Consider the following 20,579-nt stretch of genomic DNA (forward strand, 5'->3'; position numbering starts at 1 on the left):
CGATCATCGTCACGGTCTTCGCGCGCTCAAACACGGGACGCGGTGATTGTCGATGCCGGTTGGGGCATCGGCCTGTTCGTGTCCGGGTTACGCCGGCTCAGAAAGGAATCGGACACAGATGTCGACTGCGTTTCCCCGGGACACCCACCGTTCTCAAGCAAGCTCCACGCGAGCCGGCCGGAGGTGGCTGACGATCGGCGAGCACGTCACCGCCACGCACCGACGATCCGCGACCGATGATCTGCCGGACCCGGACTGGCTTCCCTGGCCACCGACTGCCCGAAACTGCCCCCTGCCCCTACCGCGGCATGAGCGCACCCCGTACCGGGTCTGGGAAGTGATGGAATTGCGTGCTCGATACGTGCGGTGGCCTCAGATCGCCGCCCGTCTCGGCCTGCCCGAGCACGTCGTCCGCGACTGGATCCACCGGCATGGCAACCGGTGACCTCGAACCGGGGCACGGTTCCGAGATCGACGTGCCACAGCACCCCCTGCTCGTCAGCTGGAGTTGGGGCGAGACTTCGGCCCGGCCAGGAATGCACACCGACCGGGCCGCCCCGTCCCACGCACGACACCCGGCGGATATCGCAGCGTTCGTGACGTCACGGGCAACGCGGAACCTGCGGTGTACCGCCTCCGCCCGGGCCGGTGTGCTGCTCGACCTCCCACAGGTCGCTGCGGACCCAGCCGTAGGTGCCGCCGCGGTAGGACCAGCCCCACGCATGTCCATCGGACGCACCGCGCGTGCACGACACCCAGAACCCGGCGCCGTAGCCGATCGTGCCGAGCACCGGACCGTCCACCGGCCGCGATCGGATGCGCGCGCCGTCCACGGTCGCAGTGACAGCGATCCAGCCTTGCACCGACGCGGCCGACAACGGCTGAGCGTGCGGCGAGTTGGGCACAGGCCAGACGAGGGTTCCGTCGGGTGCGACTGCCGGCGTCCCGGCACCGGCCTCGCCTTCGCCCGGCGGGCCCACGTCCGGTTGTTCGGACACCACGCCGGCGGCGGGTGACCATCCGGCGGCCTGCACCGGCGCCGCGGCCATCGTCGCGCCTCCGAGTGCACCAAACATCAACACTGACACCGCGATCCGCTTCGCACACAGAAGACTGGTTGTCATTCAAAGACTCCCGTCGAATTTCGCGCGTCGCCGATCGCTCACTTGGCGGGCTCGTCTAGAGCGTGAGGGCAGCGGCTCGTCAACGCACGTACGGAAACCGGCAGTGGAGCCAGGCCGTCACGTCACTTCGGCCAGGTGCGACCGCTCTGCACAGACGACTGGTCGGTGTCGGTTGTAGAAATTGGCTCGGGAGGGGCGCCCTCCCCAGTGCCCCCTCCCGAGCCGGGAACCCGTTTGTCGCCGGGGGTTGAGCGGACCGGATCCCCAGAAGGGTCCATTGTGGTCGCTCCCTGTGGACCACCGTGGATCACCTTCTGAAACCAGAGTGCCCCAGAAACCAGTAATTCGCCACAAGTGTTGACTATTTTCTGGTGATAACTTTGAGTGTCAGGTCATGCGCTAAACGCAGCTCCCACGACATCCTCCCCCGAGTGAGCGCCGGCTGGGCCTGGCTGCAGCTCAGTGCAGCAGACCCGCGGACCGGGACAAGCCCACAGTCCACGAGGGACACGACCGTCACCATGCGGCCGGCTTGCCCCGGACCCGCGGGGCCCGCTGGCCAAGACCGCGTCCACAGCCCACCCGGGCCTCGGCCACCGAGGAGGAATCCGTGCTCAAGTACTTCGTCTCCACCCACCGCACCCAAGGCGAACGGGACAACGACTCCAACAGCATTCCGGGTACGGAATTGGTAGACCTTCCCGGCGAATGCCACGACGACCCGGACTCGCCGTTCTGTGGCTGCGCCCGCAGCTTCGTCGGCATCAACAGCCGGCAGACCTCCACCACCGCACAGGTCATCGCGACCGACATGACCGCCGCGGAGTACATCGGCCGTTTCCACGCCGCTCTCCTCACCCTTGGCTGGAAAGACAACGCCGACACGCGCAACGGTGTCATCGATGCCGCAGTGGAGCTGCTGCTGCTCGCCGCCATGTGGCCAGTGGGCACCGTCGTCGAACGCCGCGGCCGCGAGATCCGTGTGCGGAGCTTCCCCGACGAATCGTGATCGCCCGCCGCCTGTTCAGCAGTTCGTTCGAAGGAGCGTTCATGTCCTGTTACAACGACGTGCGGCGTGCCCGCGCGTTCCTCCAGCACGCCGCCGAACCCACCAACCCGATTCTCGCGCGCTACGTCACCAAGGTCGGGCCCGTCGATGCAGCCCACCACGTGGCCGAACGCACCGCTCCGACCGGGGTCCTGGATCAGTGCCGCCGCGATGCGAGCTGGCAGCTCGCCGAAACCTGGCTGCAGATTGCAGCCGGTCTCGGTGGCCGGTTCGTGATCCCCGAGGATGACGAGTGGCCAGCCGAGGTCTTCTCCGACCTGGGCACCGTGGCCATCGACGGCGACACGCTTGCCGGGCCGCCGCTGGGTCTGTGGGTCCAAGGCGAGCCGCGGCTGGAGGAGTTGGCGACCGCGCGCTCGGTCGCGATCGTGGGAGCACGCGCCGCCACCGAGTACGGCGAGCACCACGCCGCGGAGTTCGCCTACGCGCTGGCCTCCCGCAACGCCACGGTGTGGAGCGGCGCCGCCTACGGCATCGACGGCGCCGCCCACCGCGGAGCGCTGGCGACCGACAGTCCGGCCAGCACCGTCGCAGTTCTGCCCTGCGGCCTCGACGTCGGCTACCCGGCCGGACACGTGGGCCTACTCCAGCGGATCGCCACGACCGGCGCCGTCGTGTCCGAGTACCCGCCCGGCACTCCGCCGGCTCGGCATCGCTTCCTCGTCCGCCACCGCCTGCTCACCTCACTTACTCGCGCCACCCTCGTGATCGAAGCCGGACGGCGCAGCGGCGCCCACCACGCCGCGCTCCTGGCCGACAAGCTCGGCCGGCCCGTCCTCGCCGTGCCGGGCCCGCTGTCCTCAGCGACATCCGCCGGGTGCCACCGGCTCATCCAGGACGGGATGGCCCACCTGGTCACCTCGGCCGATGACGTCATCGCGGTGATCGAGGAAAGCGACGAGGCGAACACGGAACCGGAGACGGCCGCCCCGGCGGGTGAGACCGGCCGAAGCTAGCGCACGCTCCGGCGGCGGCCGGACCCGCCGCTGCCCTGCTGAGGTCGGAGAGTGCCACAGACCGCCGCCGGGACGCGCGCTCGGGCGGTGGCGGCTCACGCCTTCGTGGGCCGCCACCGCCTCCCACGGCCCACACGCCGGGGAGCCGACCCGAGGAGCGCCGACCGTGACCGTGTACCTGACCCCGGGTGAACTGATCGGATCCCTGCCCGACACCTGCGCCGACACCCTGCACGTCATCGCTCTGCCACCCCACGCAGACGCCACGACCTCTGGGCGGCTCACCTCGCCGGCTGGCGCCGCATTCCCCGCCACCCATGTCCGCGGCATGAGCACCAGCGAGATGGCCGGACACGTGCAGGCCGCGCTGCCCGCGGACCACGACATCGACCTGGTCGTCGTCGTGATCGCCGAGGACCGCGCTCAGCAGTGGCTGCCGCTCCGCGCCGCGATCGCCGCACTCGAGTCCGCCCTGCGCCCCGCCGGGCACACCGTCATCGGCCGCTACTGGGCGCCGCACACCCTCCCCGGCGCTCCCTGGCGCGACTACCGCCGTCCCCTTCACCTCGGCACCGTCATCGCGCCGCGCTCGTCGATCGACTTCTCCGAGTCGATCAAGCTCGGCGGGGACGCACCAACCCCAACCTGGGGGTTGCCGTTCACCGAATCCGGCGAAACCCTGCCGACCCGCGCTGGCCGATTCGCCCGCCGGATCGTGCCGTTCCTGGTGCGCCGCGGCGACGAGGCCAACCGGATCGTCTCCCATGCGACCATCCAGGCCAGCCGCGGCGAATTCGTTGACGACATCGCAGCCTTCGCCGTCGCGACCGCGCTGACCAACAACGCTGTCTACGGACCGATGCTCCTGCCGCCTGCCGATCTCGACCCGCAGCGGGTCGAGCAACTGTGGATGGCCCTCTACGCCGGCAGCTCCGAGCCCAACGTTCGTGCTCGGCTGGCCACGCTGGTCGCGGCCAGCGCTGTGCGCCGCGGCGACCGCCACCTCACCGCGTGCGCCCTGACTCACGCACACGGCGCGCCGGGCGCGGCCACCGTCGGGCTGCTGTTCCAGCAGCACGCAGGCGCCGACGTCATCGAGCGTGAGCTGGACCTGATCGCTGCTCGGGTCGGTGCGGCGTGCTGGTAGTCCACGCCCGCGACGTCGCCAGCGACCGATTGCAGCTGGACTCGCGGGGTTAGCGCGCAGCCTTGATCACGAAACCAGGCCCGCGGCATCGGTCAAGGCCCGTGTGACGGCGTCGACCTCATCGCCGCAGGGCGTGGCCTTGACCGGTGCTCCGGCGTGGCCTGGATGTCCCGGGCTGTCCGCACAACCCGCCCGAGACCACCCGAATGAACCGGGAATCCCCGAGTTCGGCACGCCTTCCCCGGGCGAACCGAACCCCGGTTCGGGCTGGCCGGGAACAGCGCACGCGCCGCGCTGCCCCGGCCAGCCCCACCCCTTTCACCGGAAATCCTCGGAGGTTCGAGCATGTCACGCACGATCGAACTGACCGCCATCGAGCGAGAAGTCCTCTACGACGTCGCGCGCGGCCTGAACAACATCCAAATCGGACTGAAGCAGTTCCGTTCGACCGAAACCATCCGCACCCACATGAAGAACATCTTCGCCAAGCTGCGGGCCCGCAACCGCGCACACGCCGTCGCCATCGCCTACGACACCGGCATCCTCCGATGCCAGGTTCCGCACCTGCCATTGACACAGGCGATACCGCGACCGACCTCCCCGGCGCCGTGCCGACGCGACAGCTCCGCGCACACTCCGACCGCCGGCCGCTCCGCCGGGCGCAACCCCGCGTCGGGAGGACGACGATGACCGATTCCGACCGCCCCACCGTCGCGCGGACATACCTCGACGACCCAAGCTTGGCGCTCGTCATCGACGACGCGGATGTCGGCGCCGACGCCGAGAGCGTGATCGGTGAGCTCCTCATGCGAGATCCCGCGGACGCCGCGCTGATCGTGCGGGGCGCGGCGACGTTGTCAGCCACAGGTGCCGGAACCGCCGCCGAGTGCCTAGCCACATCGATGACCTTGCTCTACGGCTGCCGTGGCCACGCGTCAGTCAGGTAGCCCCGCGACCGCGCACTGCCCGTCTGCCGGTTTTCGCTGCCTCGCGCACATTCTCGCCCGAAAGGACCCGTTTCATGCATGCTCGTGCCCGCGCTGTCGCCCTCGCTGGGCCGCAGCCGCACATCGTCGACCTCCACGCCACGCTCGCAGCCAGCGGTTCCGAACTGCCGGTGGACGGCCTGGGCTCGGGCGTCTCACGCGAATCTCGTGATCGCGTCCGCGCAGCCATCCGCAACGCCGGATTCTCCTGGCCGGATGGCGTCGTGCACATCACCGCCCCCGCCGGCCAAGCGGGATCCGATGTCGATCTCGCGGCCGCGGTTGCGGTCCTGCAACTCACCGAAGCCACGCCGGTCCACCGGCTGGCGACCACGGCGTTCGTCGGCGAGCTCGGTCTCGACGGCACGGTCCGGCCGGTCCCCGATGTGCTGACACGCGCGATCGCCGCCGCCGAGGCAGGCGTCACTCACCTGGTCATCCCCGCCTCCACGGCCGCGGAAGTCACCAATGTCCCTGGGATCACCACCGTCCCCGTCGGGTGTCTAGCCGACCTCGTCGACTGGTTGCACAGCGGACCAGCTCCGGCGAGCGTGCCTCGCTCCGGCGAGCGGGCAACAGCGTCGGTGTGGACTTCCGAAGTCTGGGGCCGCGTGGCCCCCGAGGCGGTGCGCGCTGCCGCCGCTGTGGCAGCCGGTGGGCACCACGTCCTGCACCTGTCCCCTCCGGGGACCCCGATCCTGCTGCTGCCGCACGTGATCCGAGCGCTGATGGCCGACCTCACCGACCCCGAAGCCCTCGAGGTCAGCCGGTGGCATTCCCTGGCCGGCGAACCGCTCCCCGGCGACGGACCGCACACCCGGCCACCCGCCGAGTCCGTGCACCCCAGCAGCACGATCTCCTCGATCGTCGGTTCCGCCGGCCGGCCCGGGCTGCTGACCCTGGCCCACCGCGGTGTGCTGACCGTCGAGGACCTGCCTGAGTGCTCCGCCCGCACCGTCGAAGCACTGCGTTCGGCCCTGACCGATGCGACCGTCACCGTCTTAGGCGCAGGAGGCAATGCGTCCCGCCCGGCCGGGGCGCGGATCGTGTTCACCGCGCGGGACTGCCCCGGCCGGTGCGTGCGGGTCGCCGACTGCCACTGTACTGCGGCGCAACGGGCCCGCTACCTCGCGCGGATCCCGCGGTGGCTAGTGGCCCGGACCGACCTGTTCGTCCAGCAGGTCACCGCCGCCACGCCGGATCCGTCGCTGCCGTCGCTGGAGTCGGTCCGAGACGACGTCGCCCGCGCCCGCGAACGGGCGCGCCGCCGGTGGGGCGCCGCACCCGAGCCCGACGCCGAAGCCGGGTACGCACAAGCCGTAGCCGGGTTTCCCCGTGATGCGGTGCGGGAGCTGGACGACGCCATCGACTGGGGCCAGCTGTCGGTCCGCACGGCCACCCGGTGCCTGCGGCTGGCCTGGACGCTGGCCGATCTGGACAGCCGGCCGCACCCGAGCATCGACGACCTCCGGACGATCCTCACGAGCCGGCAGCGCGCCTCTCACCTGATGCGGACGCCAGCTCCGCGCTGAGGCTTCGCAGCAGCAACCGATGACGACGAATGCGCTGTCGGGGCGGGCAGTGAGGGAGAAGCGATGAAGCGGCAGGGCCGCACCGAGAAAGGCGGTGCTGGTGTCCCGGTCGGGCCGACGCACTCTAGCGGAGCCTGGCGCCGGCGGACGCCCGCCTGCTCACGGCACCGGCTCCGGCTGAGCACAAAGGGCGGGCTTGCCGCCGACACGGGCGGCCCCGCTGCGGCGAGTGCGTCCCGACCGGGACACCCGCACTCCGCCCTTTCTCCACAGCCGTACGACGATTCGAGGACGGGCGGTGTGCGGGGTTCGTGGCCGGTCACCGAGATACACGGTGGCCGGCCAGCCCGTGTAGAGGAGCCGCCCAGTGACCAGCACGATGGACCTGCCGACCCAGCGCACCACCGACGACCCCGCGACCGCTTCCGATGCTGACCTCACGCCCACCGAGCTGGACAACACCACGACCGACGAGGCGGTGTCCGACGACACCGGCGCCCACCCGCTCGCCGGACTGTCCGACGAACAACGCGCTGCACTGCACGCGCAGTGGGACGCCGAAATCAACACCGTCATCTTCGTCGACCCGCACGAGGTGCTCGTCGACGAGAACGTGCGCACCGACAACGCCGAGGCCGACCCGGCGACCACGGCGAACCTCAAGAACCACGGCGTCAACACCGCGACCAACGGCTACCGCAACTACGAAACCGGCATCATCTTCATCACCGAGGGCCAGCGCCGCCGCAACAACGCCTGCGAAGCGGGCGTCCTGCTGCCGGTGTGGATGAAGACCCCGCCGCCCGCCGACGAGCGCAAAGCCACGATCGCGCGGATCGTCACCCAGCTCGACGAGAACGACGTCCGGGAGCCGCTGACCCTCCGCGACACCGCCCGGGCCCTCCAGCAGCTGGCGGCGTTCAACCTCACCCCGGCCGGCATCGCCCGCAAGCTCGCCCGCGGCAAGAACGGCACCGCCTACGTCAAGCAGGTGCTGCAGGCCGGGGAGAGCGAGCTGGCGGTCAAGGCCGCCGAACGCTTCGACCTCGACCTGGTGCAGGCCGCAGTGGTCGGCGAGTTCGACAACTCCGGTGACCGCGACACCGCCACGGAACTGATCCGCATCGCGCGCATGGAACCGAACAACTTCCAGGTGTTCGCCCAGAGCAAGCGCACCGAACGGGCCGAGAAGCAGCGGCTCGCCACCCTGGTCGAGAAGCTCACCCGGGAGCTGACCGCCGCCGGAGTCACGATCTTCGGCGGCAGCCTCACGGTAGACGCCGGCGAGGCTCGCTCTCTCGACCGGCTGCGCCCCACCCCGGAGGACGCGCCCTACACGATGTTGACCGCCGAAGACCACGCGGCCTGCCCCGGCCACGGCGCGTGGATCGAGGACGACCACCACGACGACGAAGGCAACCGGGTCCCAGTGGCCGTCTACGGCTGCGCCGACTTCCGCGGCCACGGCCACGCCCTCAGCCACGCCCCGACCGGGCGGCCCGACCTAACTACCCATGCCACCGGCACACCCGGCAGCACCACCGCCGGAGACAGCGTGGCCACCGCCGGCGAGAAGGACGAGATCGCGGCCGCGCGGGCCGCACTCGCCGCCGACGAGCGCGCCCGCACGGAGGCGCGGATCATCCGCCGGTGGGTGATCGACCACAACAAGCAGATCGACGCCTCCCAAGCGCCGCGGCGCGAGTGGCTGGCCGGCTTCGCGCTGCGCAAGACCGCACCCAAGGGCGCGCAGCTGTTCCTCGCCAGGCAGAAGGTCCACGGCGGGTACGAGCTACGCCGCGCGTTCGAGCGCAACCACGCCCTCGCCCGCGAGCTGCTCGGCATGCCCGTCGGCAGCACGCTGGCCGACCTGACCGACAAGATCGCCGCCGCGCCCACCCCGGGCAAGGCCACCGTCTACGACATGTTCCTCACGCTGTGCGCGATGGAGGACACGTTCTCGCGCAACGCGTGGCGGTATCCGCAGCAGTCGGAGCAGGAGTACATGGCCGCCCTCACCAGCGCCGGCTACGACGCCTCCGACGTGGAACGGCTGGTTCTCGCCCCGCAGAGCGAGCAGGACGTCATCGCCGCCCAGCTCGACCCGACCACCTCCACCATCGTCGGCGACGAACAGGATTCCGGCGATCAGCTGAGCAAGGCGCCCGAATCCGGGACGCCCGACGATGGCCCCACCGGCGACGATGCCGGTGACTCCGACGAGTCCGACGCTGAGCACGTTGGTGCCGACGTCGAGCCCGTGAACGGCGGACTCGACGCCGAGAGCACGAGCGACGGGGGCGATGACGTCGCCCAGGAGATCGCCGTTGACGCCGGCGACCTGGCTGATCTGGATGTCGCCGACGCGGAGCTGGCCGGCGCCGCGTTCTAGGCAGCCCACCGCCGCATCGCTGCCGCCTCACCGGGGCGGGCCCGCGCACGCCGTGCCGGGCCCGCCCCGGCCGTCACCTTCCTCCCGCGTCGCCCCGCGCCGTCCCGCGCCGTCTTCGGCGTGCTTTCAGGGCGCAGAACGGAGTTCTGCCGATGCACCCGCAGCTTCCCGCTGTCTTCCAGCACGTCCACCACACCAGTACTTACGCCGCCGGACACCATCCCGTCTGGCCGTACGCCCCGCTCCCGCCCGGCCCGGCATGGACGCACGCCACCTGCCGCTGCGGCTGGGCCGACGTCGCCGAATCCCACAGCGACGCCCGCGTCCTGGCCCGCCACCACCGCCGCTACGCCGCCGAACACCCCGCCTACCTGCCCGGCGCGGCCCTGCGCATCGGCGGCCGCACACACCAGGCCGACGCCACCGGCACCCACGTCTCCATCACCGGCACCCGCCACGGCTGGGCCCTGGCCGACGGCATCGGCGACAACCCGCTCGCCGCCCACGCCGCCGGCAGCGCGGCGGCCACCGCCGCCTCCGTCGCCGCCGACCGCGGCGCCCGCGCCGGCCTGCTCGCCGCCACCGCCACCCTCGCCACCGTGCTCGACGGCGACACCGTCATGGTCGTCGCCACCCCACTGCCAGCCGAGCGTCGTGGCGGGTGGGACATCGCGTGGGTCGGAAGCTGCCGCGCCTACGAATTCGACCCCGACACCGACACTCTCACCCAGCTCACGGTCGATCACACCTTCGGCCAGCAATTGCGCGACGGCCTCGCCGAGCGCTACCGCGACCGGCCACAGTTCCTCGCAGACCTAGCCGCCGGGCAGGACCACGTCGTCACCAGCTCTGTCGCCACCGCCGACAACGGCGCCATCGGCCACGTCACCACCACCGGGCCGCGCCGGCGGTTGCTGCTGACAAGCGACGGCGTCCACAAACCCGTACCTCACGCCTCCCTCACCCGGGCCGCACGGACCTTCAGCGACCCCATGGCGTGCGCGAACCGCTTGACTCTCGCCGCGCGGTATTTCCGCGGTGCCGACAACGCCGCCGCCATGGTCATCGACCCCGTCCCTGCCCCGATCGCGCCCGAGCTGGTGCCATGACCACGTCTACAACAACTGCGTGGGCGACCACGCTCGCCACCGACGCCACCAATCTGCTGGGCGCCGCGCTGGAGGCTGCCGAGCGCGGGTGGCCGGTGTTCCCGCTCGCCCCGCGCAGTAAGAGGCCCGCCATTCCCGGCTGGCAGCAGCGAGCGACCTGCGATCCCGACCGCATCCGCCGATGGTGGCTGCGCCACCCGATGTGCAACCTGGGCATCGCCTGCGGACCAGCGGGTCTTCTCGTGCTCGACCTCGACGCCGCCCACGGGCGTATCCCGCCGCACTGGGCACGACTGGGAGTCACCCACGGCCGAGACGTCCTCGCGCTGCTGGCCGAGCAGGCAGGCGAGCCCGACCCGGTCGACACGTTCACCGTCGCGACCCCGCGCGGCGGCGAGCACCGCTACTTCTCCCGGCCGCCCGGGTCACGGCTGCGCAGCACCGTCGGCGCTCGCGGCCACGGGCTCGGCTGGCACGTCGACACCCGCGGCCACGGCGCACTCGTCACCGCACCAGGATCGCTGGCCATCGTTCGCGGCGTGCCGGTGCCCTACGCCATTACCTGGGATCTCCCGGTCGCTGTCTTGCCCGGCTGGCTAGTCGCCGCCCTCACCCCGCTACCACCACCGCCGCTGGCTGCGAATCTGCCGCCACCATTGCCGGCGACCAGCCGACGGGTCACCGCCTACGTCCAGGCTGCCGTCGCCGCCGAGTGCCGCAACGTCGCCACCGCCACCGAAGGCCACCGCCACATCACCGTCTTCGCCGCTGCCGCGGCGCTCGGGGAGTTGCTGGGCAACGGCTGGATCAGCCACGCCGCGATCACCCACCACCTCACCGACGCCGCCCGCCACCACCTCGGCGTCGCCGACTTCGACCGCGACGAGCTGACCCGCACCATCCGCGATGGCATCGCCGCAGGCCGAGAACACCCCCGCGTCCTCACCGACCGTCCCCGCACCCCGATCTCGACACCGCTAGAAGCCACCGTGTCCACACGAGACACCGAGAGGTGATCGCCATGTCCGAGCAAGAGCACCAGCACGACCAAGGCGTCATCCGCGCGGACGAACAACTCGTCAGCGGAGACAGCCAGCCCTACTTTCCGGCCCGGCTCGGCGAGCCGCAGCTTGTTCTCGAAACCGAGTTCGGCGACAAGTTCTACACCGCGACACCTCGGTTTCGTCGTGTCGTTGCGGAATGGGTCGCGATCACCGCCGAAGCCACCTCCGACCACCTGACGTTTCGCTGGGACGGCGACGATCTGATCGTCATCGACGACGCCGCCCTCGACCCAGGCGATCCGGCGAGCACGCCCTTTGTCGAACGCGTCCGGCCCGATACCGATGGCTGGCCGCTACTTCTTCGACGGGTGGCTGTGGAACGACCTCGACGCCGCCGTGCAGCGGTTTGACGACACCGCGCACAGCGTTGACCCTGTTGTTCCAGGACTGTCCCCGATCGGTCGCGCCGTTGATCCGGTACGTCGCCGAGCACACCGATCCCCAGCTCAACCCAGATGCGCTGCAACGCATCCGCCGACGCCAACGACGAAAGACTTCTTCAGGTGCCGTATCCACAGCGTCACAGTCGAATCACGGGGTAGCTGATGAGTGACAGTTACATCGACATTCCGGCGGACTCGGAGATCGAAATCGCACACTCCGGGGACGACGTCGGCGCAGAAGTCGTTCCGGACGCCCACATGGCGTTGCTTCTGGGCGACCATGCCACCGGTGTCGCGGTGATCCAAGGCACGCACGCAGAGCTGACGGCCTTCCTGCGCCGGGCTTGTCGGACGCTGGCTCAGTCCAGGGACACCGGCGGTCAGTAAGCGACAAGTCGCCCAACCGGCCGGCGACCGGACATGGATCTGGGCCGTCCGACGCGCAGGTCCGCCGTCAGGAGAGCACACCACGGCTCCGGGCGCCCGCAGCCACTTCACCGGCTTCATCGGGAGCAGAGCGCCCGGAGCCTCGGCGTGCTCCGGGATGGCGGGTCATCCGCGCCCGACGCGGACATCCCTCAACCCGAAGGGAAAGAACCTCATGCCCACCGTCTGCTACACGCCAGCAGCATTCTGGACCACGACGCTCTCACAGCTCGTCCAGCTCAGCCTCACTTTCGCCGGCACCTACCTCGCCTGCTGGCTCGGACTCAAGCTCATCGGCTTCATGAGCGAACTGGGCGAAGCGGTCATCGAGCGCGTACGCACCAAGGCCAACCGGAACACGACCGCGGCGACCAACGACGACCCGACACCGCCGACCCCGGAAACCGCTTGCCGCGCAACACATTCTGCGTGACCGCACTGCCCGTCACCGCCCGCAGAAGCCCTTCGCCGCTACTCCGTGAGGTTTCGATGCCTGCACCCATCTATCTGACCGACGCCGACCTTCTCGCCGCCATCCCCGCCGCACTGGGATTCGTGCCCACCGACTCCGTGGTCGTCGTCGCGGCCGCCGCCCACCCCGACGGCACCGCACGCATGGGACCGATCACCCGCTTCGACCTCGACGCCGTGATCCACCACCCCAGGCACGTTGTCGCCTACCTCAGGCAAGTTCTCTCCGAAACGCCGGTCAAACGCCTCATCAGCACCATCGTCCACGACAACACCAGCACCGGCGACCTGCCGTACCGCCCGCAGCTGGCCACCTTCACCCACTGGCTGCACAACTTCGGCTTCACCAACGTCGAACTGTTGCACCTGCCCGGGTTCACACCGGGCGTCACATGGTCCTGCTACGACGTCTACAGCCACACCGGCACCTTGACCGACCCCGCCACGTCACCACTCACCGCGCATGAGATCGCCCGGGGCAACCGTGTCTACCGCAGCCGCGACGACTTCCTGCAGCAATTCGTCCCCGTGCCCGCCGACGTCCGCGACCGCATCCAGGCCCTCGCGGCCCCGATCATCGACGACATCAGAAAAGAAGAACTCGCCGACGACAGCCCGGGTCTCCATCGGCGCCTGACGCGGATTGACGATGCCATCACCGCCGCCACCAGCGGCCGGCTGCCCACCGACGAGCACGTCATCGCCGACCTGCTCGCCGCCCTGTCCTGCCTCCGCCTCCGTGACATTCACCTCACCCAATCCACCGCAGAACGGACTGCGGCCGCGCAAGCGCTGTGGCTGCAGCTGTGGCGCCACGCCCGCGCCCCGTACGCGCCCGTGATCGCCGCCCTCGTCGCCACGACAGCCTACCTGCGTCGCGACGGCGCCACCGCCGGCGCGATCTTCGACACTGATTCGCAGCCAACACGGTTGAGCCAGCTGATCCGCGCATTGCATCACAACGGCATCGACCCCGCCACCATTCTCCCAGGCTTAGCCGACAATTCCCGGGCTTTGCGGACCGAGCTCACCTCAACGACGCCGCATTCCTGAGCAACACCAACGGTTTCGACCGTCAGATCGGCATCTTCGTCGCGGTCATCGAGTCAATCACCCTGCCGTACTTCCTCCGGTTCTCTTCGGCGCTGCGGGCCATCGAGAGCACAGCACCCACGCGCCGGGGCGGCCTGAACCCGGCGCCCGGCCGCATCCGGCGCGGGTGAACCGGCGCCGCGGCACCGCACGCCCGCTCACGTCGGTCATCGCCGGTCCACACCGACCGGACGAGCCCGCCGGGCTTCACGCCCCGGGCCCGCGGGCGCTCAGAACGGCCACGTCCCGCACACCGACAAGACCCCGGGAGTCCAACACATCTGACACAGCAATCAGGGCGACCGTCCACACGCGACTTAACGTGCCGGTCAGTCTATCTCGCTGGTCTCCTCAGCTCGGTGTCTCGGCCGAGGCTTCCCTACCCGGCCGAGACACCGTCCCCGAGGGCCGGTAGCGCGGTGCGCGCCGAACACCCAACACCGCACTACCGGCCCTCCTCATGTCCATGCGCCCCTGTCCGGATCCCGCCGGGAGGGGCGCTTTCCCGTCTTGAGCGCGAAAGGCCATCACCGTGACCACCCCTGTCGACGACACCGTCCGCTGCGGCGACTGCGGCAGCACGACCTCGACACCGTTCTACCTCTCACCCGCGTTGGCGACCTGTGATGATTGCGTCCGCGGTCTGCACCAGTGCAGCGGATGCGGGCAGATCGCCGACGTCACCTCGCTCACCGACGTTGACGGCCGGATCTGCGAGTACTGCGAGCGCGCCGAGCGTTACCACCTTTGCGATCGTTGCGACATCCTCATCCGCGACGGCTACCTGTGCCGTGCCCACGCCCTCGACGAGGCCGACGAGTCCTTTACCTGTGGCCGGTGCTCGGACATCGTGCCGCTGCGGCTGCACGAACCGCTTCACGCCACCGGCGATCGCCAGCTGTGCCCGGCCTGCGCCGACGACGGCTTCAAACTCTGCGACCACTGTGACCTCTACGACGACGCACTACGCAGCACCGAGACCGGCCGCGACCTCTGCGACGACTGCGCCGGCCGGCTCGACTACTACGAGTGCAGCGTATGCACCACGCTCATCGACAGCGGGACCTACTGCGAGGACCACCGCGACGACGATGACGACATCGACAGCCTCCATGGCTACTGGTACAAGCCAACCCCGGTCTTCCACGGAATCGGCCCTCGCTACCTCGGCCTTGAACTGGAGATTAGCGTCCCGCCCGGGCACCTGTCCGACCGGATCGACGACACCGTCGACTCCCTCGCTGGACTCGGCTACCTCAAAGAAGACCAGAGCATCGACTACGGGTTCGAACTCGTCACCCACCCGATGGCCTACCGCTGGGCGCTGGACTCCTTCCCCTGGCATCTGCTCGACCAGCTCGACCGCGCCGGCTGCAGCGGTGACGGCAACGGCCTGCACGTCCACATCAGCCGCGCCGCATTCACTGGCCCGTGCCACGTCTTCCGGTGGATGAAGTTCGTCTACCGCAACGCACCCGACGTCCAAACCCTCGCCCGCCGCTCCAGCAGCTACGCCGCGTTCCGCGACTCCGAACGCGACAGCATCAAAGACGCCTGCAAGGGCACCTACTACGGGCAGCGCAGCTCTGCCATCAACGCTCAGCCCGAGAAGACCTTCGAGCTGCGGGTCTTCGCTTCCAGCCTCGATATCCAGCAGGTGCAGGCCGCACTCGCCTTCGCCGACGCCTCCGTCGCCTACACCCGCGACCTCACCGTGCCCGACATCACCCAAGCGGCCGGGTGGACCTGGCCCGCCTTCACCCAGTGGCTGCACACCCGTCCGCAGTACGCGCCGCTGACCGCCGAACTGGAGGACCTGGCATGTGCATGCTGACCTACCTGCCCGCCGGCATCCAGCCCGACACCACGGCGCTGGCCAACGGCGCCGTCCACAACAACGACGGCCACGGCTACGCCATCGTCACCGATGACCGCATCATCACCGGCCGCGGCATGAACGCCGCCGCCGTCATCGACGAGTTCGCGGCCCTGCGGGGCCTGCACCCCGAGCAGCCCGCACTGTTCCACAGCCGCTTCGCCACACACGGCCTAGTCACCGAGGACAACATCCACCCGTTCCCCGTCGGCGGCGATCCCCGCACCGTGCTGGCCCACAACGGAGTCCTGCCGGAGAAGGCGCATCCGTCCCGGCGGGATCCGCGGTCGGATACCCGCATCGCCGCCGAGGACATCCTCTCCACCGACCGGTTTCTCACCCTCGAACGCCCCGCCACCCGGCGGCGCATCGAGAACTGGCTCGGCACGCTCAATAAGATGGTCATCCTCACCGTCAACCCGCGCTATCCCGATCACGGATACCTGTTCAACGAACGAGCCGGGAACTGGGACAACCAGATCTGGTACTCCAACCGCGACTACCTCGACCTTCACCCCGGCCACACCGCCTGGTGGGGGCTGGATGACGGTTGTCTCTACTGCGGTGTGCCCGACGCCCTCGACCTCGAAACGGGGCTGTGCCTGGCGTGCGGGGCCTGTCCGTTCTGCGCCGCCGACGACCAGCCATGCCCATCCTGGTGTCTTCGCTTGCTCGCCGGCGTCTCCTGCTTCGGCTGCGGCGAGGATCTCGACGACTGCGTCTGCGTCATCTCACCCGCGCTCAACCGCTGACCGCTCCCCGTTCTCTACTGCTGGCTGGGCACGGCGGTCATGCCGTTGCGCCCAGCCGGAAAGGTTCACCATGCCCATTCGGCCCGGCCCTCCCGAAACCGCGCCACCAATTCCTGTTGCACTCGCCCACCTGCCCACCATCGGCGGACTCGTCGTCCCCTGGGTCACGCCTCGCACCGCCGACGGCCGCTACCTGCTCGGCGCCGTCGACGCAGCCAAGACCCGCACAGCCATCCACCGGCGGCTCTGCGGCGTCTGCGGCAGCTGCCTCACCGACCGCCTCGTCCTGCTCCTACGCGAGTCCGACCTGCCCCGCTACGCCAGCACCGAACCCGGGGTGCATCCGCACTGCGCCGCCTACACCACCGCCGCCTGTCCCATGGTCGCCGGGCGTCGCAGCCACTACCGCGCCAGCGCCCACCAGATCGGCGAGGACGCCGTCCACGGCGCCGACCTCGACCAGCGTCTCGGAGCCCCGGCCGAACCCTGGCACGCCGTCTGGCTCGCCCGCTACACCGTCATCACCCTCCACGGCCACCCCGCCGCCTCCTATTTGCTCATCCCGCCGCTGCGCATCCGTCCCATCGGCGCCGCCCCGCAACGCAGCTCCTGACCGTCAGCTCAGTCCAGAAAGGACCTTTCGTGCCGCCTGCCGAAGCGCTGGTGTTCATCGCCAGCAAACGCACCACCTCCAGCCGACGGCGGGTTCTGTGGCGCGTCAGCGTCGAGGACGCCAAGAAGATCTGCAGCGACCGCCGCACCGCAGGCCCGAGCTACATGCTGTGCTACAGCACCGAGAACATCGACGATCCCACATCGTTCGTGTACGTGCCGGACAACGGCCGCCACGCTGACGTCCTTCGCGAACACCAGATCCGCATCATCCGCGACCACACCACATCCCGGCCCGCCGCGACGCGCCGCCCGCGGTAGCGCCACATCTCGATCGGTGTCCGGTGTTGCGGGCGCCAGCCACAGGGATGGCGGCCGGGTGCCTCGTGCTCGGCGCGGACGTTCGCTGCCAGGAAAGCACACCCGGGCCCCGGCGCCGGGGTTCCGTCCCTCGGCCGCGCCGCGTGGCCGGCGCCGGGGCCCGGGCGTGCTGGAGGGGCACGGTCATCCGCACCCGACACGGAGGTTCCCGTGACCGCACCCACCGTCCACACCGGACCGTCCGACTACGCCGAGTCCGCCCACGCCTGGGCATGCCGACTGATCGAAACCGATCTCGGCGGCCGCCGCATCACCACCGAACCTCGGCACTGGCTCGACGCACTCGCCCGCCGCCGCCGCCACAAGGCCGCGTTCATCACCGCCGTATTGAACAGGTCCCTCGTATCCGGTCTCGTGGAGGCGTGCCGGGTCGTCGAAGCGGTCTACCCCTATCTCGACGCCGACGGGCTCTGCACCGAGGCGGCCGTCACCGCCGCCTGGCACATCATCGCGCCCGACGCCGACACCTGGCCCGAGCAGCTGCAGGACGAGCGACGTTGCTTCACCGGCGAGTGCCTGACCCACGCAATCACCGAAGCGAACACGGCGGAGGCCTGACCCATGTCCGGACGTCAGCTGTGGTTCACCCCCTACGACTGGAGCCGCTCCTACCTGCTGCCCGAGTCGGTCGCCTGCAACATCCCACACCGCGGCGGCATCGGCGGCTACGGCGCTCACAACGTAGCGCGCGGTGTCCTCGTCGAGCTGTGCCGCGCGCTGCCCGCAGCGCCGGTCTCGCTGCTCTACGACGAACCCGTCCAGTGCCGCGACCGAACACGGACCGCGATCCGGATCACCGCCCGCGCCCGCACGGCGACCGGCACGGACGTGATCGTGATCTACCGCAGCGAACGCAGCGACGCCGAGCCCTGGCCGGAGTTCTGGAGCGTCGCGGTGAACGGGTTCATCTCCGCCACCGGCCACGACGTAGTGCGGCCGTCGCCGCCGTGGATCGCCCACACCGCCCGGCAAACGCTGCACGCCGAACTCGGTCGCTGATCACCGCCTCGGTCCCCACCAACGGCCCCTCCTGCTCCTTCTTGTCAGAAAGGACGTTGATCGATGCCCCTCACCGTCGCCAGCACCACCTCCATCGTCGCCAGCATCCCGGCGCTGACCGGCTTCGTGCCGCACGACTCCCTGCTGCTGATTACCGCGCTCACGCACGACGACGGCTCGGTCACCACCGGCCCGCTCATGCGAGCCGACCTCGCCCACCTCACGGACAACGCCGCCGACTGCGTGCGGCAGTTCAACCGGCAGTGCGCCGATCTGCCTGTCCTCTGCGTCACCGGCATCGTCGTCTGCGCCGTCGACGATGCCGGTGACTCACTGCCGCTGCGCGCTGATGTCCACGCCGTCGTCGCGCTGCTGGCCGAGCACGGCTTCACCGACACCGACATCGTCCACGTACCGGCCATCGCCGACGGCGCCCGCTGGCGCTCCTACCGCGACCCCGAGCGCACCGGCGTCCTGCCCGACCCCGCGACCACACCGGCCGCAGTCGCCACCACCGTCGCCGGCCACACCGTCGCCGCCCGGCGCGAAGACCTCGCGGCCCGCTTCACCCCAGCACCTGAGCACCTCCGCGAACGCCTCCAGCAGCACATCGCCGACACAGTCATTGACCTGGGCATCGACGCGCAGCGGCCCGCCGCCGCAGCCGCGCGGATCGCACGCGCGGACACCGCGCTGCGCGCTGCCGGCCGCGGGGTCCTGCCCGCCGACAGCGACGACATCGTCGCGCTCGCCGCGACCTTCGCCACGCCCCCGTTCCGCGACGCCTTGTTCGCACCCTCCGACTACGGTCAGCGCCTCGCTGCCGAAAACCTGTTGCTGCACCTGTGGTGTCACAGCTGCGACCCGGTCGCCGGCCAGCTCGCCACCGTCATCGCGATGCACGCCTACCTGCGTGGCGACGGTGCCGGCGCGCGGATCGCGCTCGAGAACGCCGACCCCGAGCAGCCGCTGGTGCGACTGCTTGCCTGCCTGCTCGACCGAGCCGTCGCCCCGTCGAAGGTCCGCGACATGGTCCAGGAAGCCAGCGCCGACGCTCGCCGCACCCTTCTCGGCGAGCCCGTGGTCGAACAAGCATGACACCTGCCTTCCGCACCGTACGCGCTGACGGCCGTAGCACTCGCAGTGGTGGCAGAGGCACGCCGTCGCCAGCCGAACGGCACACGTGCCCAGGGGCCGTCCCGATGACCGCGCGTTGGTGAGAGTGGTGTCACCGGCGGTGGCCTCGCCTGGCTCGCTGGGTCGTGGATCGCCCGAAGGTAAGCACACCCCGGCCGGGGGCCGTGCGTCCCCGAAGCCCGGCCCGATCCGCCCGGGTGAACCAGCCTCCTCGCCTCTCGAACTCCGGCGTCAGCCAGGCCCTGGCTGGTTCACACGCGGGCGGATGAGCCAGGCCGGGGACGTCGCCTCACGGCGACCCCCGGGCCGCCGCGTGCTCAGGCTGCGCCGCGTTCCACACCCCAACAAGCCCAAGGGAGGCCACCATGGCCGGCGACACCACCATCACCATCATCGGCAACCTCACCGCCGACCCCGAACTCCGCTACACCACCTCCGGGGCGGCGGTCGCGAACTTCACCGTCGCCTCCACCCCGCGCACCTTCAACCGCGCCACCGGCGAGTGGGAGGACGGCGAGGCGCTGTTCCTGCGCTGCACCATCTGGAAGCAGGCGGCGGAGAACGTCGCCGAGTCCCTGACCCGCGGCGCCCGCGTCGTCGTGCAGGGCCGCCTCAAGCAGCGCTCGTTCGAGACCAAGGAAGGCGAGAAGCGCACCGTCGTCGAGCTCGAGGTCGACGAGATCGGGCCCTCGCTCCGCTACGCCACCGCCGCAGTCACCAAGAACCCGAAGAACGCCTCGGCCCGCGTGAACCCGGACCGTGTCACCAGCACGGACGCCGCCCCAGCCGGCGACCCGTGGGGTGCGGCCGACGAGCGGGAGCTGGTCGGCGCGAGCGCCGGTGGGTTCAGCGACGAGCCGCCGTTCTGATGAGACCCGGTGTCCGGCCGGACCTTCCCCTCCGGCCGGACCTTCCCCTCCGGCCGGACACCTACCCCTCCGGCCGGACACCTACCCCTCCGGCCGGACACCTACCCCAAGGGCGGGGCCACCCAACCCGGAGGGCCCCCCCCATAAGAATCCCACCCCCGGCCAAGAAGGAGTGAGAGAAGTGAACCACACTAAAAAACAG

General features: G+C 70.2%; 23 protein-coding genes. 22 read left to right on the forward strand and 1 reads right to left on the reverse strand.

The window, feature by feature from the left end; all coding sequences use genetic code 11:
- Positions 1–118 precede the first annotated feature (118 nt).
- Positions 119–445, forward strand: coding sequence for a helix-turn-helix domain-containing protein (locus tag ACFVYA_RS31030; protein WP_387050002.1), 327 nt, complete (start codon positions 119–121; stop codon positions 443–445).
- 157 nt (positions 446–602) lie between these two features.
- Here ACFVYA_RS31030 and ACFVYA_RS31035 read toward each other — a convergent pair whose 3' ends face one another.
- On the reverse strand, positions 603–1,049 hold the full coding sequence (locus ACFVYA_RS31035) for a hypothetical protein (RefSeq protein WP_387050003.1): 447 nt from the start codon (positions 1,047–1,049) through the stop codon (positions 603–605).
- Positions 1,050–1,734: 685 nt separating this feature from the next.
- On the opposite strand from ACFVYA_RS31035, the gene ACFVYA_RS31040 reads away from it, so the two are divergent.
- From ACFVYA_RS31040 to ACFVYA_RS31140, 21 genes are all read left to right on the forward strand, one after another.
- Positions 1,735–2,133 carry a hypothetical protein gene (locus ACFVYA_RS31040; protein ID WP_387050005.1) on the forward strand — a complete coding sequence of 133 codons (399 nt, stop codon included), beginning with the start codon at positions 1,735–1,737 and terminating at the stop codon, positions 2,131–2,133.
- A gap of 41 nt (positions 2,134–2,174) precedes the next feature.
- A complete protein-coding gene (gene dprA / locus ACFVYA_RS31045; RefSeq protein WP_387050006.1) occupies positions 2,175–3,149 on the forward strand; it encodes a DNA-processing protein DprA in 975 nt (324 codons plus the stop codon).
- Between the two features lie 166 nt (positions 3,150–3,315).
- Positions 3,316–4,296 (forward strand): DUF4192 family protein, encoded by a 981-nt coding sequence (locus ACFVYA_RS31050; protein WP_387050008.1) that lies wholly within the window; start codon positions 3,316–3,318, stop codon positions 4,294–4,296.
- 345 nt (positions 4,297–4,641) lie between these two features.
- Positions 4,642–4,986: a response regulator transcription factor gene (locus ACFVYA_RS31055; RefSeq protein ID WP_387050010.1), complete on the forward strand. Its 345-nt coding sequence runs from the start codon at positions 4,642–4,644 to the stop codon at positions 4,984–4,986.
- Positions 4,983–5,243 (forward strand): hypothetical protein, encoded by a 261-nt coding sequence (locus ACFVYA_RS31060; protein ID WP_387050012.1) that lies wholly within the window; start codon positions 4,983–4,985, stop codon positions 5,241–5,243. Before ACFVYA_RS31055 ends, ACFVYA_RS31060 begins: the two co-directional genes overlap by 4 nt.
- A gap of 74 nt (positions 5,244–5,317) precedes the next feature.
- Positions 5,318–6,814 (forward strand): ATP-binding protein, encoded by a 1,497-nt coding sequence (locus ACFVYA_RS31065; RefSeq protein ID WP_387050013.1) that lies wholly within the window; start codon positions 5,318–5,320, stop codon positions 6,812–6,814.
- A gap of 367 nt (positions 6,815–7,181) precedes the next feature.
- Positions 7,182–9,206: a hypothetical protein gene (locus ACFVYA_RS31070; protein ID WP_387050015.1), complete on the forward strand. Its 2,025-nt coding sequence runs from the start codon at positions 7,182–7,184 to the stop codon at positions 9,204–9,206.
- 152 nt (positions 9,207–9,358) lie between these two features.
- Entirely contained in the window at positions 9,359–10,315 is a 957-nt protein-coding gene (locus ACFVYA_RS31075; protein ID WP_387050017.1) for a PP2C family protein-serine/threonine phosphatase, read from the forward strand.
- Positions 10,312–11,331, forward strand: coding sequence for a bifunctional DNA primase/polymerase (locus ACFVYA_RS31080; protein ID WP_387050019.1), 1,020 nt, complete (start codon positions 10,312–10,314; stop codon positions 11,329–11,331). Before ACFVYA_RS31075 ends, ACFVYA_RS31080 begins: the two co-directional genes overlap by 4 nt.
- A 5-nt stretch (positions 11,332–11,336) precedes the next feature.
- The gene (locus ACFVYA_RS31085) at positions 11,337–11,729 is read left to right on the forward strand and encodes a hypothetical protein (protein ID WP_387050021.1); all 393 of its coding nucleotides are present in this window, start codon (positions 11,337–11,339) and stop codon (positions 11,727–11,729) included.
- Positions 11,730–11,924: 195 nt separating this feature from the next.
- The gene (locus ACFVYA_RS31090) at positions 11,925–12,149 is read left to right on the forward strand and encodes a hypothetical protein (RefSeq protein WP_387050023.1); all 225 of its coding nucleotides are present in this window, start codon (positions 11,925–11,927) and stop codon (positions 12,147–12,149) included.
- 214 nt (positions 12,150–12,363) lie between these two features.
- The gene (locus ACFVYA_RS31095; RefSeq protein WP_387050025.1) at positions 12,364–12,621 is read left to right on the forward strand and encodes a hypothetical protein; all 258 of its coding nucleotides are present in this window, start codon (positions 12,364–12,366) and stop codon (positions 12,619–12,621) included.
- Between the two features lie 56 nt (positions 12,622–12,677).
- The gene (locus ACFVYA_RS31100) at positions 12,678–13,712 is read left to right on the forward strand and encodes a DUF4192 domain-containing protein (RefSeq protein ID WP_387050027.1); all 1,035 of its coding nucleotides are present in this window, start codon (positions 12,678–12,680) and stop codon (positions 13,710–13,712) included.
- A 571-nt stretch (positions 13,713–14,283) separates the two neighbouring features.
- Positions 14,284–15,585, forward strand: coding sequence for a hypothetical protein (locus ACFVYA_RS31105; protein WP_387050029.1), 1,302 nt, complete (start codon positions 14,284–14,286; stop codon positions 15,583–15,585).
- Positions 15,573–16,379, forward strand: coding sequence for a hypothetical protein (locus ACFVYA_RS31110; protein WP_387050031.1), 807 nt, complete (start codon positions 15,573–15,575; stop codon positions 16,377–16,379). The genes ACFVYA_RS31105 and ACFVYA_RS31110 overlap by 13 nt, the downstream gene beginning before the upstream one ends.
- Before the next feature lie 70 nt (positions 16,380–16,449).
- Positions 16,450–16,992 carry a hypothetical protein gene (locus ACFVYA_RS31115; protein WP_387050033.1) on the forward strand — a complete coding sequence of 181 codons (543 nt, stop codon included), beginning with the start codon at positions 16,450–16,452 and terminating at the stop codon, positions 16,990–16,992.
- Between the two features lie 29 nt (positions 16,993–17,021).
- Positions 17,022–17,312, forward strand: a complete 291-nt coding sequence (locus ACFVYA_RS31120) for a hypothetical protein (protein ID WP_387050035.1) — start codon at positions 17,022–17,024, stop codon at positions 17,310–17,312.
- Positions 17,313–17,522: 210 nt separating this feature from the next.
- Complete coding sequence (locus ACFVYA_RS31125; protein ID WP_387050037.1) at positions 17,523–17,930, forward strand: hypothetical protein; 408 nt, start codon at positions 17,523–17,525, stop codon at positions 17,928–17,930.
- A gap of 3 nt (positions 17,931–17,933) precedes the next feature.
- Positions 17,934–18,371: a hypothetical protein gene (locus ACFVYA_RS31130; RefSeq protein ID WP_387050039.1), complete on the forward strand. Its 438-nt coding sequence runs from the start codon at positions 17,934–17,936 to the stop codon at positions 18,369–18,371.
- A gap of 63 nt (positions 18,372–18,434) precedes the next feature.
- Positions 18,435–19,469, forward strand: coding sequence for a DUF4192 domain-containing protein (locus tag ACFVYA_RS31135; protein WP_387050041.1), 1,035 nt, complete (start codon positions 18,435–18,437; stop codon positions 19,467–19,469).
- A 404-nt stretch (positions 19,470–19,873) separates the two neighbouring features.
- Entirely contained in the window at positions 19,874–20,377 is a 504-nt protein-coding gene (locus ACFVYA_RS31140; RefSeq protein ID WP_387050043.1) for a single-stranded DNA-binding protein, read from the forward strand.
- Positions 20,378–20,579: the final 202 nt, after the last annotated feature.

This window comes from Amycolatopsis sp. NPDC058278, from assembly GCF_042881395.1.
Classification (GTDB): domain Bacteria; phylum Actinomycetota; class Actinomycetes; order Mycobacteriales; family Pseudonocardiaceae; genus Amycolatopsis.

Coding starts and splice junctions, on each gene's coding strand:
- ACFVYA_RS31030 (WP_387050002.1), top strand. CDS start 119: ATGTCGACTGCGTTTCCCCGGGACACCCACCGTTCTCAAGCAAGCTCC.
- ACFVYA_RS31035 (WP_387050003.1), bottom strand. CDS start 1,049: ATGGCCGCGGCGCCGGTGCAGGCCGCCGGATGGTCACCCGCCGCCGGC.
- dprA (WP_387050006.1), top strand. CDS start 2,175: ATGTCCTGTTACAACGACGTGCGGCGTGCCCGCGCGTTCCTCCAGCAC.
- ACFVYA_RS31055 (WP_387050010.1), top strand. CDS start 4,642: ATGTCACGCACGATCGAACTGACCGCCATCGAGCGAGAAGTCCTCTAC.
- ACFVYA_RS31060 (WP_387050012.1), top strand. CDS start 4,983: ATGACCGATTCCGACCGCCCCACCGTCGCGCGGACATACCTCGACGAC.
- ACFVYA_RS31065 (WP_387050013.1), top strand. CDS start 5,318: ATGCATGCTCGTGCCCGCGCTGTCGCCCTCGCTGGGCCGCAGCCGCAC.
- ACFVYA_RS31075 (WP_387050017.1), top strand. CDS start 9,359: ATGCACCCGCAGCTTCCCGCTGTCTTCCAGCACGTCCACCACACCAGT.
- ACFVYA_RS31080 (WP_387050019.1), top strand. CDS start 10,312: ATGACCACGTCTACAACAACTGCGTGGGCGACCACGCTCGCCACCGAC.
- ACFVYA_RS31085 (WP_387050021.1), top strand. CDS start 11,337: ATGTCCGAGCAAGAGCACCAGCACGACCAAGGCGTCATCCGCGCGGAC.
- ACFVYA_RS31090 (WP_387050023.1), top strand. CDS start 11,925: ATGAGTGACAGTTACATCGACATTCCGGCGGACTCGGAGATCGAAATC.
- ACFVYA_RS31095 (WP_387050025.1), top strand. CDS start 12,364: ATGCCCACCGTCTGCTACACGCCAGCAGCATTCTGGACCACGACGCTC.
- ACFVYA_RS31100 (WP_387050027.1), top strand. CDS start 12,678: ATGCCTGCACCCATCTATCTGACCGACGCCGACCTTCTCGCCGCCATC.
- ACFVYA_RS31110 (WP_387050031.1), top strand. CDS start 15,573: ATGTGCATGCTGACCTACCTGCCCGCCGGCATCCAGCCCGACACCACG.
- ACFVYA_RS31115 (WP_387050033.1), top strand. CDS start 16,450: ATGCCCATTCGGCCCGGCCCTCCCGAAACCGCGCCACCAATTCCTGTT.
- ACFVYA_RS31130 (WP_387050039.1), top strand. CDS start 17,934: ATGTCCGGACGTCAGCTGTGGTTCACCCCCTACGACTGGAGCCGCTCC.
- ACFVYA_RS31135 (WP_387050041.1), top strand. CDS start 18,435: ATGCCCCTCACCGTCGCCAGCACCACCTCCATCGTCGCCAGCATCCCG.
- ACFVYA_RS31140 (WP_387050043.1), top strand. CDS start 19,874: ATGGCCGGCGACACCACCATCACCATCATCGGCAACCTCACCGCCGAC.